Below are 15,945 nucleotides of genomic sequence, written 5' to 3' on the forward strand. Positions count from 1 at the left end.
TCCGGGCAGTCGGCCGACGGGACACCTCCGGGGCGGACCGGCCGCCGGGCCCGCGCGCCGGCGTCGAAGCAGCGGCCGGTGCCTGGTCGGCACGGTGCCCACCAGCGGTCGCGGTCGGCGGCGCGTCCACCGTAACGCCGGGCGGGACGGCCCGACGCGAGGCGAGCGACGGGGTGCGGGACGGCGCGGCGGTGGCCGGCTGGCCGGCCGTCGAAACGAGGGCATGCGGCGCGCCTGGTCGGGATCGGCGGCGGCGCGTGAAAGGGGGGCGGCGGACCTGTCGTGGGCGGCGGCCATTGCCACAGCGCTCCACGACTCACCGCGAAGCGGCAACGATACGGTCACGATCGACGGCGCGCGACGGGCCTTTGGGTGATTTCCATGCGCCCGCCGAAGCCGACACCGGCGGATTCTCCGGCAAAGTACGCGACTAACTCCGGTCCGTCGCCGATATCGCCGATATCGACCGCGCCCCGCCCGACCGAATCCCGATCACGGCGTAAATGCCGACCCGGCACGCGACGGGACGGGGGGCGGGGCCGCCGCGTCGCCCACGCCCGGACGCGGCGCGGAGCCACAGCCGGCGCCCTCGGCGGCCAACCGGGCACGACCGCCGGCCGGCCGGTCGCGGTCGGAGCCCGTCGGAGACGCCCGTGACGAGCGGGGCTCCCCCGCGCGAGGCCCGGGTGGCCCACGACGAACACCGCGCTGCCCCACGCCCGGCCGGGGGCGGGGTCGCCCCGGCCGCCTCAGTCACCCCGCTCGCCTCGGTCACCACATCTCCCGGCCGGGCGTCCACCATGTGGCGCAGATTCGGTCGTCGGCTCGCGGAGCGGGCGAATGCCGTCCATGGCGTACCACTTCTACGCCGCCTCGCAGACAGACACAGACCGTACCGAAACGGAATCTCACGGACTGGTAACAGCTCGGCGTCCAGTGGCCGTACGACTGTCCGCGCTCCGGACAGGCGGACGATACATGTCCCTGGCCCGCTACCGTGGAAACACCATGAGCACACCGCAGACCACCCCCGTCACGTCCATGCCAGGCGACGACGTGCCCACCCTCCTCGTCAAGATCTTCGGCAAGGACCGCCCCGGCATCACCGCCGGGCTCTTCGACACGCTCGCCGCATTCGACGTCGATGTCATCGACCTGGAGCAGGTCGTCACGCGTGGGCGCATAGTGCTGTGCGCGCTGGTGACCGCGCCCGACGAGAACGGCGCCACCCCGGGAGAGCTCCGCTCGACCGTACACAGCTGGGCCGATTCGCAGCGTCTCCAGGCCGAGATCATCTCCGGCATCGGTGACAACCGGCCCCGTGGTACCGGCCGCTCGCACGTCACGGTGCTCGGCCACCCGCTCACCGCCGAGTCGACCGCGGCCATCGCCGCCCGCATCACCGGCGTGGGCGGCAACATCGACCGTATCTTCCGACTCGCCAAGTACCCGGTGACGGCCGTGGAGTTCGCGGTCTCCGGGACCGAGACCGAACCGCTACGCACGGCCCTCGCGCTGGAGGGCGCGGCCCTTGGCGTGGACGTCGCCGTGGTGGCCTCGGGGCTTCAGCGCCGCGCGCAGCGGCTGGTGGTGATGGACGTGGACTCCACGCTCATCCAGGACGAGGTGATCGAGCTCTTCGCGGCGCACGCGGGCTGCGAGGCGGAGGTCGCCGAGGTCACCGCCCGCGCGATGCGCGGCGAACTGGACTTCGAGCAGTCGCTGCACGAGCGCGTCGCGCTACTGGCCGGGCTGGACGAGTCGGTGGTGGACAAGGTGCGGGCGGAGGTGCGTCTGACGCCGGGCGCGCGGACACTGATCCGTACGCTCAAGCACCTGGGCTACCAAGTGGGCGTGGTCTCCGGCGGGTTCACCCAGGTCACCGACGACCTGAAGGAACGGCTCGGGCTCGCCTTCGCCGCCGCCAACACCCTGGAGGTGGTGGACGGCAAGCTCACCGGGCGCGTGATCGGCGACGTCGTGGACCGCGCGGGCAAGGCCGCCCTGTTGCGCAGGTTCGCCGCCGAGGCCGGGGTGCCGCTGGCGCAGACCGTGGCCGTCGGCGACGGAGCCAACGATCTGGACATGCTCAACGCGGCGGGGCTCGGTGTCGCCTTCAACGCCAAGCCCGTGGTCCGCGAGGCGGCCCACACCGCCGTCAACGTCCCCTTCCTGGACACCGTGCTCTACCTGCTCGGCATCACCCGCGAAGAGGTCGAGGCCGCGCAGACCCACTCGCCCGAGGACGCCTGACCCCGCGCCGCCCGGCAGCGGCCCGCGCCGCCGGGCGGTACGCCACGGCTTCGGCCCCTCCCCCGTCGGATGATCCGGCGGAGGAGGGGCCGCTGGCTCATGCGGGGCGGGCGGCCTGCCCCGGTCCTCGGCCCATCGGAGGCGCCGGCGCACGCCGAGTCGTCCCGGCTGCCACCGCCGCGCGAGGCGGGGGCGCCGTGCAAGGCAGGGGCGCCGTGCAAGGCAGGAGCGCCGTGCGGGAGCGGCCCGAGCTCACTCCTGCGGGGACCAGTAGGCGTCGAGGCGGGCCACGCCGTGCTCGACGGACTTCCATGTGCCCTGGAAGGTGAGGACGGCGATGGCGGCGGTCGGGAAACCGGCTCGGTTCATCCGGGCCAGCGCGTCGCCCTCGGCCTCGCCGGCCAGCGCGTCGGCCAGGCCGTGCATACCGGGGTTGTGGCCCACCAGCAGGAGTTCGTTGACATCCTCGGAGGTCTCGTTGACCAGGGCGATGAGCTCGCCGAGCGACGCCTCGTACATCCGGTCCTCGTAGACGGTCCGGGGACGCTGGGGCAGCTCGGGCACCGCGAGCTTCCATGTCTCACGGGTGCGAACCGCGCTGGAGCAGAGGGTGAGTTCCGGGCTGATGCCGGCCGTGGCGAGCCAGCGGCCGGCGGCCGGGGCCTGCTTGCGACCACGGTCCGCGAGGGGCCGCTCGTGGTCGGCCTCTTGGGACCATTCGGCTTTCGCATGTCGGAAAATGACGATCCTGCGGGGAACATCGACGCTCATACCGTCCAGCTTCGCATGAAACGCGCCGTGCGGCGCGGGGTGTTGAGACCCTCACTCGGTCTGGGGGACCGTGCCCGCGACGCTACGGATACCGGCATGAGCCCTGGTACGGGGCGTATCCGCGCGCGAAGCCGGCTTGTGTGTGCGAGGCGGTCCGGGCCGGTGCACGCCGGGACGGGACCAACGGGACCGCACACGGTCGATGTGCGGAGTCGTGCGCTCCGCGCTCACGGCGCACGGCCCGCGCACGGACCCACGACGCGGCGCCACGAGACGACCCCCTGTCGAAGGGCGTCGAGCGGGCTCCCGGAACGGGGCGCGGGCGACCGAGCGGGGGGCAGGCTCGGGCAGGGCCGACCCGCGTGCTCTGCCGTCGGAGGCGAGGCCGACGGAGCCTGGCCAAGGGCCGCCTGACCTGGTCCGGATCTCCAGGGGTCGGGCAGGTCGGCGTAGGAGGGTCAGGAGGGGACCCGAGGCTCCGGGTCCGGGTTCAGGTCCGGCGGGTGGCCACGGTCCTCCGCAGTCAGGCGCGGGGTCGGGGTGGGTACTCGCCTCGGGACCGGCGGGCCAGGCTCAGGAGAGGAACTGGACGATCGAGTCCCGCAGGAGGGCCACGAACCGCGCCACGTGTCCCGTACCCCCACCCTCGGCGGCCTGCGCGTCGGACGGGCCGACGAGCAGCAACAGCAGGGCGGCGAAGACCACGGCCGGCAGGGCTATGGCCCACCACGGAAGCTCCACCTCGCACACGTCCTGCCGCTCGGCGTCGACGGCCCGCACCCGGTCGGGCTGTCCGGCGTGGCTGTACGCAGGGGCTGACATCGAGATCGCCTCCGGTGAACGATGGGGCGGCGCGACCGCCTGCCACGGCCGCGCCCACCGCTGGTGCGCGGTGTACATCGAACCTACGGAGGTTCGGGCGCCGATCCCATCCGGTGATCCACCCAGTTGCCCCTGAGCCTGACCCCCTAGGGGATGGTGGTGCTAGCCCCACCATCGCGCCCGACGGGGTGCGGTCAGGGGGAGGCGATCGTGGCGATGACGCCGATGACGACCGTGATGCCGAGCATGACGCCAAGGATGGTCAGGAGCTTCTTCTGACCGTTCTGGGGGTTCGGGTCGAGGACAGACATGGGTCCAGTCTCGCACTGCCCGTTCGCGGAACGCGCGCGGGTCACACCTCGTTCTCGATGACGCGGTCCCGTCCGGCCAGCACGCCCGCGCCGATCTGCAACACCATCAGGCCGCCCATCAGCGCGATCGGCAGGTGCCAGCCGTCGGTGTGCTGGTAGAGCGCGCCGACCAGGAGCGGCCCGGGGATGGAGATCAGGTAACCGGTGCTCTGCGCGAAGGCCGACAGGCGCACCACCCCGGAACTGCTGCGGGCCCGCATGCCGATCATGGTCAGCGCGAGCGGGAAGGCGCAGTTGGACAGGCCGAGGAGGACGGCCCAGGCCCAGGCGCCGCCGGCCGGCGCGAACCACAGGCCCGTGTAGCCGATCAGCCCGCACACCCCGAGCGCCGCCACCAGTCCGCCCTGGTGGCGCAGGCGGGCCGCGAGCTGGGGCAGGACGAAGGACAGCGGTATGCCCAGTGCCATGGTGAGCGCGAGCAGGACCCCCGCGGTGGAGGCGGAGACGCCGGCGTCGCGGAACATCTGCGGCATCCAGCCCATGGTGATGTACGCGCCGGTGGCCTGGATTCCGAAGAAGACGGCGAGCGCCCAGGCGGTGGGGCTGCGGGTGATGCTGCGCCCCGACCCGGCCTCGGAGACGCCCACCGGAGGGGCGCCGGCCCCACCAGCGCCGGACGCCGGCCCGGACGGGGAGACCGACGGCAGGGCCCCGGGCGCGGAGCCCGACGCCCGGGCGCCGGACGGGGAGTCCGACGCGGGGCCCGTGGGTGGCGCGGCGGCGCGACTCGTCCTGGCGATGATCGCCCAGGGCGCCAGGGCCAGGACGGCGAGCGTGGCCCACAGCACGAGTCCGGTACGCCAGTCGCCGCCCACCGCGTCGGTCAGCGGCACGGTGCTGGCCGCGGCGATGGACGTCCCCAGGGCGAGCGCCATGGTGTAGACGCCGGTCATCGGCCCGACCCGGTCCGGGAACCGGCGCTTGACGATCACCGGCAGCAGGATGTTGCTGACCGCGATCCCGGCGAGCGCGAGCGCGCTGGCGACCAGGAAGCCGACGACGCCACCCGCGAACGGGCGCACCAGCACGCCCAGGCCGATGGCGGCCACGCCCGCGAAGACGACCGTCTCCTGTCCCCATCGCCGGGCCAGGCGCGGGGCGGTCAGGCCGAAGACCGCGAAACACAGGGCGGGCATGGAGGTGAGCATGCCGGCGACGGTGCCGCTCATGCCGAGCCCGTCGCGTACCTCTTCGAGCAGCGCGCCAAGGCTGGTGATGGCCGGGCGCAGGTTGAGCGCCGCCAGGACCAGGCCGGCGATCAGCAGGCGACGCCGCCACACCGGGCCCGGGGTCGACGTCGGGCCCGGGGCTTTGGCCCGCGCGCTCCCGTCCGCCTCGCCGCGCGTGGCGGAGAAAGGCGTGGCGGGCGGGGCCACGGTCGCCGCCGTGGAGGTGCGCACGGCGGCGTGGCCGGCGCGCGGCGCGGCCCCGTCGGGTGAGGGCCTGCCGCCCGTCCTCGCCAGGTCGTCATCTGTCATACGGCCATCATAGAATCATGGGATGAATATCTGTCCACTCCGCTCCAGGGGGCGCGCGGCCGGGTCGCGACGCGGTCGCCGGGCCGGTGCGCCGCGCCCGGGCGGCGCGGCATCATGGGGGCTTCGCCAGCCCCCCGGCCCCCCTCGTCCAGGAGAGTCATGCCGCTGACCTCGCCCCGGCGTTCCGCCCTCGCCGACCAGGTGATCGCCCAGCTCCGCGCCCAGATCACCACCGGCGAATGGCCGGTCGGCTCGCGCATCCCCACCGAACCCGAGCTGGTCGAGCAGCTCGGGGTGGCCCGCAACACGGTGCGGGAGGCGGTGCGCGCCCTCGCGCACAACGGCCTGCTCGACATCCGGCAGGGCTCGGGGACGTACGTGGTCGCCACCAGCGAGCTGGCCGGCGTGATGAACCGCAGGTTCGCCGGCGCCGACCCGCTGCACATCGCGGAGCTGCGCAGCGCGCTGGAGGCGGAGGCCGCCCGGCTGGCCGCGCGGCGGCGTACCGAGCCCGACATGCGCCAGCTCGCCGCCCTCCTGGAGCGGCGTGAGCGGGCCTGGGAGTCCGGGGACGCGGAGAGCTTCGTGGAGGCGGACGGCACGTTGCACATGGCCGTCGTGGCGGCCTCGCACAACGACGTGCTGGCCGAGTTGTACGCGGACCTGGGGATGGTGCTGCGGGAGTTCCTGCGGGCCAACGTCGGTGAGCGGTTGCGCCCCGAGGCGTACGTGGACCACGCCCGGCTGGTGGCGGCGATCCGGGACCGGGACGAGGCGCGGGCCGCCAGCGAGGCGTCGGCACACCCGTTCGGGTGTCGCTTCGCGGACGCGTGACCGCTCCTCGCGGGCCCGTTCCCCGGTGAGCGGCCGGCGCCAGGGGGAGAGCCAGCACCTGGCGCCGGCCGGCTTCGTGGGCGCGCGGCGCGCGCCCGGCTCGTGCGCGCTGCGCGCGCTGGGGTGGGACCGGCGCTCAGCCGTGGGTGACCCACGCGCTGTGGACGTCCATCCAGCAGCGGTCCGAGAGCGTCACGGTGCGGATCGGGTCCACCGCGACGGGGCGGGAGTCCACGTCCGGGTCCCACCAGCGACGGCATTCGACGTGCAACTGGACGTGGTCCGGGTCCGCGTCCGGGTTGAAGCAGGTGGCCGTGGCCACGCTGCCGCGTACCACGGTGTGACACGCGGCCTCGGTCGGCGCTGCCTCGGCGGGCGGTGTCACGCACACGGCCAGACCCGCGACGACCGCCGCCAGGGCGGCTGTGCGGCGACGGGTCGGGCGAGGGGGCACGCGCACACCGACACCTCCTCGGCACGAGGTCGGAGGGGACTCCTCCGACTCCTCCACAGTGTCGCCGCGCACGCCCGGTCGCACGACCGCGCACGCCGGACGCCCGCCCCGCCACGAGGGCGGAGCGGGCGTCGTGTCCCCGCGCGGTGGGCGCCCAGCGGTCGGCGCGCCGCGCTGGGGCAGGCGGGTGAAGCGGGTCGGTCGGGTCAGGCGCCCATCATGTGCACGCCGCCGTCGACGTGGACGACCTCGCCGGTGGTCTTGGGGAAGAAGTCGGAGAGCAGCCCGACCACGCCGCGACCGGCGGGCTCCGCGTCGGTGAGGTCCCAGCCGATGGGGGCGCGGTGGTTCCACACGTCGGCCAGGTCCTCGAAGCCGGGGATGGACTTGGCGGCCATCGACTTGATCGGGCCGGCCGAGATCATGTTGCAGCGGATGTTCTTGGCGCCCAGGTCCCGCGCGAGGTAGCGGCCCGTGGACTCCAGCGCGGCCTTGGCCACGCCCATCCAGTCGTACTTCGGCCAGGCGATGGACCCGTCGAAGGTGATGCCCACCACGGAGCCGCCGCGCTTCTCCATCAGCGGCAGGCACGCCATGGTCAGCGACTTGAGCGAGTACGCCGAGACGTGCAGCGCCGTCGAGACGTCCTCCCAGTCCGCTTCCAGGAAGTTGAACGCGCCCTGCGGGCCGAAGGCGATGGAGTGCACCACGCCGTCCAGGCCGCTGTCGTCGCTGGAGTGCTCGCGGATCTTGTCGGCGAGGGTGTCCAGGTGCTCCTGGTTCTGCACGTCCAGCTCGATGACCGGCGCGGGCTTGGGCAGTCGCTTGGCGATCCGCTGCACCAGCGAGACCCGGCCGAAACCGGTCAGGATCACCTCGGCGCCCTCCTCCTGCGCCACCTTGGCGGCGTGGAAGGCGATGGAGTGATCGGTCAGGACGCCGGTGATCAGGATGCGCTTGCCTGCGAGGATTCCACTCATGTCGTTCAGTGACCCATGCCCAATCCGCCGTCGACGGGAATGACGGCTCCAGTGATGTACGCGGCCTCCTCGGAGGCCAGGAAGCGGACCGAGGCGGCGATCTCCTCAGCCTGGGCGTAGCGGCCCAGGGGTACCTGCTTCACGATGCCCGCGCGCTGCTCGTCGCTGAGCGTGCGGGTCATGTCCGTGTCGACGAAGCCGGGGGCGACGACGTTCACGGTGATGCCCCGCGACCCGAGCTCGCGGGCGAGGGAGCGGGCGAAGCCCACCAGACCGGCCTTGGAGGCGGCGTAGTTCGCCTGCCCCGCGGAGCCGAGCAGGCCCACGACCGAGGAGATCAGCACGATACGGCCCTTGCGGGCCCGCAGCATGGCGCGGTTGGCGCGCTTGACGACGCGGAAGGTGCCGGTGAGGTTGGTCTCCAGAACGGTGCTGAAGTCCTCTTCCGACATGCGCATCAGGAGCTGGTCGCGGGTCACGCCGGCGTTGGCGATCAGCACCTCGACCGGGCCCTGCTTCTCCTCGATCTCCTTGTACGCCTGCTCGACCTGCTCCGGCTCCGTGATGTCGCACTTGACGGCGAGGAACCCGGCCGGCGGCTCGCCGGAGCGGTAGGTGATGGCGACCTTGTCCCCCGCGTCGGCGAAGGCGCGGGCGATAGCGAGGCCGATGCCCCGGTTTCCTCCGGTGACGAGAACCGAGCGGCTCAAGGTTCCACCCTTTCGATAAGCGGTCTGGATACCCGAAAGCTATCGGTCAACGGCCCGCGAGGGGGAAGCCGCCTTCGACAGGGGCGTACGGCGCGCGCTGTCGGGTCCCTACAGAACCGGGCCGAGGGCCGGCCCCGCGCCAGCCGGCGCCGGCGGTGGCTACCGTACGTATTCCGACGCACACCGTTCCGTGGCGTGCCTGGTCCGGGCGGTGCGGGGTGGCTCGTCGGCCGCCGCGTGGGCCGCGGGGCAGGCCGCGCGCGGCTCGTCACGCTGGCACAAAACCGCGCCTGCGCGGGGCGGCGACATGATTCACTGCCGTGACCATCGAGTCATCGAGAAGGTGAGGCGCCCGTGGCGCACGAGATTGATGAGACCTTCCTCGCGTTGCCGCTGCGCGCGCTGGCCGACGCGGCGCTCGCCCGGGCCCGCGCCCTGGGCGCCGAGCACGCGGACTTCCGTTTCGAGCGGGTACGCAGCGCGTCCCTGCGGCTGCGCGACGCCCGACCCGCGGGCTCTTCCGACACCACCGAGCTGGGGTACGCGGTGCGGGTGGTGCACGGCGGGGCCTGGGGGTTCGCCTCCGGCGTGGACCTGAGCATGGACGCGGCGGCGCGCGTGGCGGGGCAGGCGGTCGCCATGGCCAGGCTGTCGGCGAAGGTCACCGAGGCCGCCGGCGTCACCGAGGCGGTGCGCCTGGCGGAGGAGCCGATCCATCCGGACCGCACCTGGGTCTCCGCGTACGAGATCGACCCGTTCACCGTGCCCGACGCGGACAAGACGGGGCTGCTGGCCCAGTGGAGCGAGCGGCTGCTGGGCGCGGACGGGGTGGCGCACGCGGACGCCTCGCTGCTGAGCGTGCACGAGAACAAGTTCTACGCGGACACGGCGGGCACCGTCACCACCCAGCAGCGGGTGCGGCTGCATCCCACGCTGACGGCGGTGGCCGTGGACCCGACCACGGGTGAGTTCGACTCCATGCGCACGCTCGCGCCACCGGTCGGCCGGGGCTGGGAGTACCTGACCGGCACCGGCTGGGACTGGGACGCGGAGCTGGCGGTCATGCCCGAGCTGCTGGCGGAGAAGATGCGCGCCCCCTCGGTGCGGGCCGGCACGTACGACCTGGTGGTGGACCCGTCCAACCTGTGGCTGACCATCCACGAGTCGATCGGCCACGCCACCGAGCTGGACCGCGCGCTGGGGTACGAGGCGGCGTACGCGGGCACCTCGTTCGCCACCTTCGACCAGCTCGGCACGCTCGCCTACGGCTCCGGGATCATGAACGTGACCGGGGACCGCACCGCCGAGCACGGCCTGGCCACCATCGGCTACGACGACGAGGGGGTGGCCGCGCAGTCCTGGGACCTGATCAGGGACGGGACGCTGGTGGGCTACCAGCTCGACCGCCGCATCGCCCAGCTCACCGGCTTCGAGCGGTCCAACGGCTGCGCGTACGCGGACTCCCCCAGCCACGTGCCCGTCCAGCGGATGGCCAACGTCTCGCTCCAGCCGGCGCCGGAGGGCCCGAGCACCGAGGAGCTGATCGGCGAGGTCAGGGACGGCGTCTATGTCGTGGGCGATCGATCCTGGTCAATTGACATGCAAAGGTACAACTTCCAGTTCACCGGGCAGCGCTTCTTCCGGATCGAGAACGGTCGGCTCGCCGGGCAGCTGCGCGATGTCGCCTACCAGGCGACCACCACCGACTTCTGGGGCTCGATGTCGGCGATCGGCGGGCCGCAGACGTATGTCCTGGGCGGCGCGTTCAACTGCGGCAAGGCCCAGCCGGGCCAGGTCGCGGCCGTCTCGCACGGCTGCCCCTCCGCGCTGTTCCGCAACGTGAACGTCCTGAACACCACGCAGGAGGCCGGGCGATGAGCGCCGCGACGCAGAGCACCACCAAGCCCCACGAGATCGTCGAGCGCGCCCTCGAACTGTCCCGCGCCGACGGCTGCGTGGTGATCGCGGACGAACGCTCCAGCGCCAACCTGCGCTGGGCCCGCAACGCGCTGACCACCAACGGCGTCACCCGGGGCCGCACCCTCACGGTGATCGCGACGGTGGACGGCCGGGAGGGCACCGCCTCCGGCGTCGTCTCCCGCTCGGCCGTGACCGCCGAGGAGCTGGAGCCGCTGGTCCGCGCGGCCGAGGCGGCGGCAGCGGAGGCCGGCCCCGCCGAGGACGCGGGCCCGCTGGTCCGCGACGTCGCCGCCTCGGCGCACTTCACCGAGGCGCCCGCCGCGACCTCGTCCGAGGTCTTCACGGCGTTCGCGCCGGCGCTCGGCGAGGCGTTCGGCCGGGCCCGCGAGGCCGGCCGCGAGCTGTACGGCTTCGCCTACCACGAGCTGGTCTCCAGCTACCTCGGGACCTCCACCGGACTGCGCCTGCGGCACGACCAGCCCAGCGGCACCCTGGAGCTGAACGGCAAGGCACCGGGCGTGGGCGAGGCGAGCGCGCCGCGCTCCGCGTGGGTGGGGCGCGCCACCAACGACTTCACCGACGTGGACCCGCTGGCGCTGGACGCGGAGCTGGCCCAGCGCCTGGAGTGGGCCCGACGCCGCACCGAGCTGCCGGCCGGGCGGTACGAGACGCTGCTCCCCCCCACGGCCGTGGCGGACCTGCTGATCTACCAGCTCTGGTCCTCCTCGGGGCGGGACGCCGCCGAGGGTCGCACGGTCTTCAGCAGGCCGGGCGGCGCCACCCGGGTGGGCGAGCGGCTGTCCGCGCTGCCGCTGACGCTGCGCAGCGACCCGAGCGAGCCGGGCCTTGAGGCCGCGCCGTTCGTGCTGGCGCACAGCTCGGGCGGTGACACGTCGGTGTTCGACAACGGCCTGCCGCTGGGGCCCACCGACTGGGTCCGGGACGGCTCGCTGGAGCGGCTGGTGACCAGCCGGCACAGCGCCGGGCTGACCGGCCTGCCGGTGGCCCCCGCCGTGGACAACCTGATCCTGGACGGGGGCGGCTCCCGTTCGCTGACCGAGCTGGTGGCCGACGCCGGGCACGACGGGCCGGCCCTGCTGCTGACGTGCCTGTGGTACATCCGCGAGGTGGACCCGGCGACGCTGCTGCTGACCGGGCTCACCCGGGACGGCGTCTACCTCGTGGAGGGGGGCGAGGTCACCGGTGAGGTGAACAACTTCCGGTTCAACGAGTCGCCGGTGGACCTCCTCTCGCGCGCCAGCGAGGCCGGGCGCACCGAGCGGACCCTCTCGCGCGAGTGGGGCGACTACTTCCCCCGTACGGCCATGCCCGCGCTGCGGGTGCCCGACTTCCACATGAGCTCGGTCAGCCAGGGCGTATAACCTCGTACCGGAGCGAGCCGCCCCGCCGTGGCTCAGCGAATGCCAGACGTTCAAGGAGATACGAGAACCGTGACGGACATCGTCGACGACCTGAAGTGGCGTGGGCTCTTCGCCCAGTCCACGGACGAGGACGCTTTGCGCAAGGCCCTCGCGGACGGTCCCGTCACCTTCTATTGCGGCTTCGACCCGACCGCGGCCTCCCTGCACGTGGGCCATCTGGTGCAGGTGCTCACGATGCGCCGGCTCCAGATGGCCGGGCACCGGCCGCTGGCGCTGGTGGGCGGGGCGACCGGGCAGATCGGCGACCCGCGCCCCACGGCCGAGCGCACGCTGAACGACCCGGCGACGGTCGCGGCCTGGGTGACGCGGCTGCGCGCCCAGATCGAACCGTTCCTGACCTTCGACGGCGACAACGCGGCCGTGCTGGTGAACAACCTGGACTGGACGCAGGGCCTGTCCGCGATCGAGTTCCTGCGGGACATCGGCAAGCACTTCCGGGTCAACAAGATGCTCACCAAGGACTCGGTCGCCCGGCGACTGGAGTCCGAGCAGGGCATCAGCTACACCGAGTTCAGCTACCAGCTGCTCCAGGGCATGGACTTCCTGGAGCTCTACCGCCGGCACGGCTGCACACTCCAGCAGGGTGGCAGCGACCAGTGGGGCAACCTCACCGCCGGCATCGACCTGATCCACCGGCTCCAGCCGGAGGCGGTGGTGCACGCGCTGGCGACACCGCTGATGACCAAGGCGGACGGCACCAAGTTCGGCAAGACCGAGGGTGGCTCCGTCTGGCTCGACCCGCAGATGACCACGCCGTACGCGTTCTACCAGTTCTGGCTGAACGTGGACGACCGGGACGTGAGCCGGTACGCGCGCATCCTGTCCTTCCGGGAGCGGAGCGAGCTGGAGGAGCTGGAGAGGTCCACCGAGGAGCGCCCGCAGGCGCGCGCCGCCCAGCGGGCGCTGGCCGAGGAACTGACGACGCTGGTGCACGGCGCCGACCAGTGCGCCGCGGTCATCGCCGCCTCCCGGGCCCTGTTCGGCCAGGGCGACCTGACCGAGCTGGACGCCGCGACGCTGAGCGCGGCCCTGTCGGAGCTGCCGCACGCGCGGATGACGACGCTGGCCCCGGTGGTGGACCTGTTCGCGGCCGTGGGGCTGGTGGCCAGCAAGTCGGCCGCGCGCCGCACGGTCAAGGAGGGCGGGGCGTACGTGAACAACGCCAAGGTGACCTCCGAGGACGCCGAGCTCGACGAGGCCGATCTGCTGCACGGCCGCTGGCTGGTGCTGCGGCGCGGCAAGAAGAACCTGGCCGCGATCGAGGTCGCGGCGGCGGAGTGAGCCACCGCTGACCCACGTCGTCGCTGGCCCACGTCGTCGCTGACGGGCGTCATCACCGAGGGGCCGACCGCGCGGGTGCGCGGCCGGCCCCTGTCGGTGTCGGGGGTCAGGTGTGGCGTCTGCCCTTGATCGAGGCCCAGAGCGAGTCGCCGACGCCGACGACGAGCACCGCACCGGCCAGTTGCAGCAGGTGTCGGATCCAGTCGACGCCCTTGGTGTCGTCCACTCCGATCCAGGCGGCCACGGCGTTACCGATGATGCTGCCCAGGATGCCGAAGATGATCGTCAGCCAGATCGGGATGTTCTGCTTGCCGGGGAGAATCGCCTTGGCCAGCAGGCCCAGGACCAGACCCACGATGATGGCCCACAACCAGCTCATGTCGCCTCCTCTTGCGGCGCGGTGTGCGCATCACGCCCTCAAGTGTCCGACCGGTTTGGCTACGCCGCATTCCGGAGCACGACCCGCGGCATCTGGCTCAGCCCGATCGAGCGCGTCGTGGGTGCCCCGGTCTCGTACCCGCACCAGCCTCGGCGTACCGTTGACCCTGTTCGGAGTCGGGCACGTTCGACCCGTCAGGTAGGTGGTGGAGCGAGATGCGGAAGCACAACGGCCCCGAGGTCTTCCGGATCACCGGAGCCCGGCAGGGGCTGGCGGACGACGTGCGGCGCCGACAGCGGCGCTACGTGATCTCGATGAGCGTGCGCACACTCTCCGTCATCCTGGCCGCCGTCCTGTGGAACGTCGAACGCCATGTCGCCTTTGTCGCCCTCGCGCTGGGCATCCTGCTGCCGTACTTCTCGGTGGTGATCGCCAACGGGGGGCGGGAGAACGTCCCCGGGCTGCCGTCCACGTTCATTCCGCCGCCGGCCCGACCCGCGCTGACGGAGGCGAATCGGCCCTCGGCACCGGAATCCGGACAGCCCAGGACCGCGCCCACCTCGGGCGACTCCCGGGAGCACCGTGGCTGACCTGGGGCGGCGTCGCTACCTCAAGAAAACCTCAGATCAATCGTGCGGTTCCGCTGCACCGCGATGGGTCCCGCGTGACATACTTCGTAGGCGCTCCGCATCCCCCGTCGGAGCGACAGACTGACGCCGGGCGGCTCCCCCCGTGGCTGCCCGGCGTCGTCATGTCCGGACCAGTGCCGGGGCCAGCCCGCGTCGCGCGCCCCGTCACGTAGGGTCGAGATCGTGAACGCGTCCGACACCTCCGATGCCATCTGCTCAGCCAAGGGTTGCCGCGAGCCCGCGGTGTGGGTGCTCGCCTGGAACAACCCCAAGCTGCACACGCCCGAGCGCCGCAAGACCTGGCTCGCCTGCCCGGAGCACCGCGACCACCTCTCCCAGTTCCTGGGCGTGCGCGGCTTCCTGAAGGACACCGTGCCGCTGGCCGAGTGGTCAGCCCCCGATCGCTGACATCGGCCGCTGCGGCTGGAGGAACGAGGGGTCGTCCAGCCCGGAGCCGGCCTTCTTGCCCCACATCGCGCGCCGCCACAGCTCGGCGATCCGAGCGTCCGAGGCGGTGGAGCGCAGCGCGGCGCGCAGGTCGGTCTCCTCACGGGCGAACAGGCAGGTGCGTACCTGACCGTCGGCGGTGAGGCGGGTGCGGTCGCAGGCCCGGCAGAAGGGTCGGGTGACGGAGGCGATGACGCCGACGCGCGCCGGACCGCCGTCCACGAGCCAGCGTTCGGCCGGCGCGGAGCCCCGGTCGCCCTCGGCCTCGGCGGTGAGCGCGAAGCGGGTGCGCAGGCTCGCCAGGATGTCCCCGGCGGTGACCATTCCCTCGCGCTTCCAGCCGTGCTGGGCGTCCAGCGGCATCTGCTCGATGAAGCGCAGTTCGTAGTGGTTCTCGACCGCCCAGGCCAGCAGGTCGGGGGCCTCGTCGTCGTTGAGGCCGGGCATCAGGACCGCGTTGACCTTGACCGGGGTGAGCCCGGCGGCCTGGGCGGCGGCGAGCCCGTCGAGCACGTCCTGGTGTCGCTTGCGCCGGGTCATGGTCTGGAAGACGTCGGGCCGCAACGTGTCGAGGGAGACGTTGACCCGGTCGAGCCCGGCGTCGCGCAGCGCGGCGGCAGTGCGGCCGAGGCCGATGCCGTTGGTGGTCAGCGAGATCTGCGGGCGCGGGGTGAGGGCGGCGCAGCGTTCGACGAGGGAGACCAGGCCGGGGCGGAGCAGTGGCTCGCCGCCGGTGAAACGCACCTCGGTGACGCCCAGGTCGGTGACGGCTATGGAGACCAGCCGGACGATCTCGTCGTCGGTGAGGAGGTCGGGCTTGGACAGCCAGCTCAGCCCTTCCTCGGGCATGCAGTAGGTGCAGCGGAGGTTGCAGCGGTCGGTGAGGGACACCCGCAGGTCGGTGGCGACCCGACCGTAGGTATCGAGCAGCATGTGGCGACCCTTCTCACAGTCATGCACGACCTGGCGTTGCCAGCGGGTCCCCTGTGGCCGAAGGGCCCCACGCCAAGTGTCCCGCAGCGTACGCGATGTTCCCAGAATTCAACAGAAAGTTGAACTATCGGGCCGGGCGCGGCTCCGTCGGCCGGGCGGCGGGCGGCGCGGGCGGGGCCGATGCGCGGGCCGGGCGGGGCCGATGCGCGGGCGGCGCGGGCCCGGCGCCCGGGGAGGCGTC

Annotated in this window: 16 protein-coding genes; 7 read left to right on the forward strand and 9 right to left on the reverse strand. The window is 72.8% G+C overall.

What is annotated here, in order from left to right; all coding sequences use genetic code 11:
• The first annotated feature begins 1,008 nt into the window (after positions 1-1,008).
• On the forward strand, positions 1,009-2,253 hold the full coding sequence (gene serB, locus ACFVFR_RS30575) for a phosphoserine phosphatase SerB (RefSeq protein ID WP_383707646.1): 1,245 nt from the start codon (positions 1,009-1,011) through the stop codon (positions 2,251-2,253).
• A gap of 252 nt (positions 2,254-2,505) precedes the next feature.
• Here serB and ACFVFR_RS30580 read toward each other — a convergent pair whose 3' ends face one another.
• The 4 genes from ACFVFR_RS30580 to ACFVFR_RS30595 all read right to left on the reverse strand — a co-directional run bounded on the left by ACFVFR_RS30580 (position 2,506) and on the right by ACFVFR_RS30595 (position 5,695).
• Positions 2,506-3,024 (reverse strand): SixA phosphatase family protein, encoded by a 519-nt coding sequence (locus ACFVFR_RS30580; protein WP_383707648.1) that lies wholly within the window; start codon positions 3,022-3,024, stop codon positions 2,506-2,508.
• Positions 3,025-3,597: 573 nt separating this feature from the next.
• Positions 3,598-3,846: a hypothetical protein gene (locus ACFVFR_RS30585; protein ID WP_383707650.1), complete on the reverse strand. Its 249-nt coding sequence runs from the start codon at positions 3,844-3,846 to the stop codon at positions 3,598-3,600.
• Between the two features lie 194 nt (positions 3,847-4,040).
• Positions 4,041-4,157: an SGM_5486 family transporter-associated protein gene (locus tag ACFVFR_RS30590; RefSeq protein WP_383707652.1), complete on the reverse strand. Its 117-nt coding sequence runs from the start codon at positions 4,155-4,157 to the stop codon at positions 4,041-4,043.
• A 41-nt stretch (positions 4,158-4,198) separates the two neighbouring features.
• Positions 4,199-5,695, reverse strand: coding sequence for a CynX/NimT family MFS transporter (locus ACFVFR_RS30595; protein WP_383707654.1), 1,497 nt, complete (start codon positions 5,693-5,695; stop codon positions 4,199-4,201).
• A gap of 159 nt (positions 5,696-5,854) precedes the next feature.
• Here ACFVFR_RS30595 and ACFVFR_RS30600 point away from each other — a divergent pair, with 159 nt between their 5' ends.
• Positions 5,855-6,529 carry a FadR/GntR family transcriptional regulator gene (locus ACFVFR_RS30600; RefSeq protein WP_383707656.1) on the forward strand — a complete coding sequence of 225 codons (675 nt, stop codon included), beginning with the start codon at positions 5,855-5,857 and terminating at the stop codon, positions 6,527-6,529.
• 136 nt (positions 6,530-6,665) lie between these two features.
• Here ACFVFR_RS30600 and ACFVFR_RS30605 read toward each other — a convergent pair whose 3' ends face one another.
• The 3 genes from ACFVFR_RS30605 to fabG all read right to left on the reverse strand — a co-directional run bounded on the left by ACFVFR_RS30605 (position 6,666) and on the right by fabG (position 8,673).
• A complete protein-coding gene (locus ACFVFR_RS30605) occupies positions 6,666-6,989 on the reverse strand; it encodes a hypothetical protein (RefSeq protein ID WP_383707658.1) in 324 nt (107 codons plus the stop codon).
• A gap of 200 nt (positions 6,990-7,189) precedes the next feature.
• The gene (fabI, locus tag ACFVFR_RS30610; RefSeq protein WP_383707660.1) at positions 7,190-7,963 is read right to left on the reverse strand and encodes an enoyl-ACP reductase FabI; all 774 of its coding nucleotides are present in this window, start codon (positions 7,961-7,963) and stop codon (positions 7,190-7,192) included.
• A gap of 5 nt (positions 7,964-7,968) precedes the next feature.
• On the reverse strand, positions 7,969-8,673 hold the full coding sequence (gene fabG / locus ACFVFR_RS30615; protein WP_383707662.1) for a 3-oxoacyl-[acyl-carrier-protein] reductase: 705 nt from the start codon (positions 8,671-8,673) through the stop codon (positions 7,969-7,971).
• Between the two features lie 354 nt (positions 8,674-9,027).
• On the opposite strand from fabG, the gene ACFVFR_RS30620 reads away from it, so the two are divergent.
• From ACFVFR_RS30620 to tyrS, 3 genes are all read left to right on the forward strand, one after another.
• On the forward strand, positions 9,028-10,551 hold the full coding sequence (locus ACFVFR_RS30620) for a TldD/PmbA family protein (protein WP_383707664.1): 1,524 nt from the start codon (positions 9,028-9,030) through the stop codon (positions 10,549-10,551).
• Positions 10,548-11,975 carry a metallopeptidase TldD-related protein gene (locus ACFVFR_RS30625; protein WP_383707666.1) on the forward strand — a complete coding sequence of 476 codons (1,428 nt, stop codon included), beginning with the start codon at positions 10,548-10,550 and terminating at the stop codon, positions 11,973-11,975. The genes ACFVFR_RS30620 and ACFVFR_RS30625 overlap by 4 nt, the downstream gene beginning before the upstream one ends.
• 69 nt (positions 11,976-12,044) lie before the next feature.
• On the forward strand, positions 12,045-13,316 hold the full coding sequence (tyrS, locus tag ACFVFR_RS30630) for a tyrosine--tRNA ligase (protein ID WP_383707668.1): 1,272 nt from the start codon (positions 12,045-12,047) through the stop codon (positions 13,314-13,316).
• A gap of 106 nt (positions 13,317-13,422) precedes the next feature.
• On the opposite strand, the gene ACFVFR_RS30635 is transcribed toward tyrS, so the two are convergent.
• Complete coding sequence (locus tag ACFVFR_RS30635) at positions 13,423-13,695, reverse strand: GlsB/YeaQ/YmgE family stress response membrane protein (RefSeq protein ID WP_383707670.1); 273 nt, start codon at positions 13,693-13,695, stop codon at positions 13,423-13,425.
• Positions 13,696-13,910: 215 nt separating this feature from the next.
• On the opposite strand from ACFVFR_RS30635, the gene ACFVFR_RS30640 reads away from it, so the two are divergent.
• Together ACFVFR_RS30640 and ACFVFR_RS30645 are read left to right on the forward strand one after the other, a co-directional pair.
• Complete coding sequence (locus ACFVFR_RS30640) at positions 13,911-14,285, forward strand: DUF3099 domain-containing protein (RefSeq protein ID WP_383707672.1); 375 nt, start codon at positions 13,911-13,913, stop codon at positions 14,283-14,285.
• Positions 14,286-14,507: 222 nt separating this feature from the next.
• Complete coding sequence (locus tag ACFVFR_RS30645; protein ID WP_383707674.1) at positions 14,508-14,732, forward strand: hypothetical protein; 225 nt, start codon at positions 14,508-14,510, stop codon at positions 14,730-14,732.
• Here the strand turns inward: ACFVFR_RS30645 and moaA are convergent.
• On the reverse strand, positions 14,715-15,704 hold the full coding sequence (moaA, locus tag ACFVFR_RS30650) for a GTP 3',8-cyclase MoaA (RefSeq protein WP_383707676.1): 990 nt from the start codon (positions 15,702-15,704) through the stop codon (positions 14,715-14,717). The genes ACFVFR_RS30645 and moaA overlap by 18 nt on opposite strands.
• Positions 15,705-15,945: the final 241 nt, after the last annotated feature.

Origin of the sequence: Streptomyces sp. NPDC057702 (assembly GCF_042799315.1) — a bacterium.
Classification (GTDB): domain Bacteria; phylum Actinomycetota; class Actinomycetes; order Streptomycetales; family Streptomycetaceae; genus Streptomyces.

Bases quoted from the DNA above. Each gene is read 5' to 3' on its own strand.
- ACFVFR_RS30625 (WP_383707666.1), top strand. From the start codon at position 10,548: ATGAGCGCCGCGACGCAGAGCACCACCAAGCCCCACGAGATCGTCGAG.
- ACFVFR_RS30590 (WP_383707652.1), bottom strand. From the start codon at position 4,157: ATGTCTGTCCTCGACCCGAACCCCCAGAACGGTCAGAAGAAGCTCCTG.
- ACFVFR_RS30640 (WP_383707672.1), top strand. From the start codon at position 13,911: ATGCGGAAGCACAACGGCCCCGAGGTCTTCCGGATCACCGGAGCCCGG.
- fabI (WP_383707660.1), bottom strand. From the start codon at position 7,963: ATGAGTGGAATCCTCGCAGGCAAGCGCATCCTGATCACCGGCGTCCTG.
- moaA (WP_383707676.1), bottom strand. From the start codon at position 15,704: ATGCTGCTCGATACCTACGGTCGGGTCGCCACCGACCTGCGGGTGTCC.
- ACFVFR_RS30600 (WP_383707656.1), top strand. From the start codon at position 5,855: ATGCCGCTGACCTCGCCCCGGCGTTCCGCCCTCGCCGACCAGGTGATC.
- ACFVFR_RS30585 (WP_383707650.1), bottom strand. From the start codon at position 3,846: ATGTCAGCCCCTGCGTACAGCCACGCCGGACAGCCCGACCGGGTGCGG.
- ACFVFR_RS30580 (WP_383707648.1), bottom strand. From the start codon at position 3,024: ATGAGCGTCGATGTTCCCCGCAGGATCGTCATTTTCCGACATGCGAAA.
- serB (WP_383707646.1), top strand. From the start codon at position 1,009: ATGAGCACACCGCAGACCACCCCCGTCACGTCCATGCCAGGCGACGAC.
- ACFVFR_RS30635 (WP_383707670.1), bottom strand. From the start codon at position 13,695: ATGAGCTGGTTGTGGGCCATCATCGTGGGTCTGGTCCTGGGCCTGCTG.
- ACFVFR_RS30595 (WP_383707654.1), bottom strand. From the start codon at position 5,695: ATGACAGATGACGACCTGGCGAGGACGGGCGGCAGGCCCTCACCCGAC.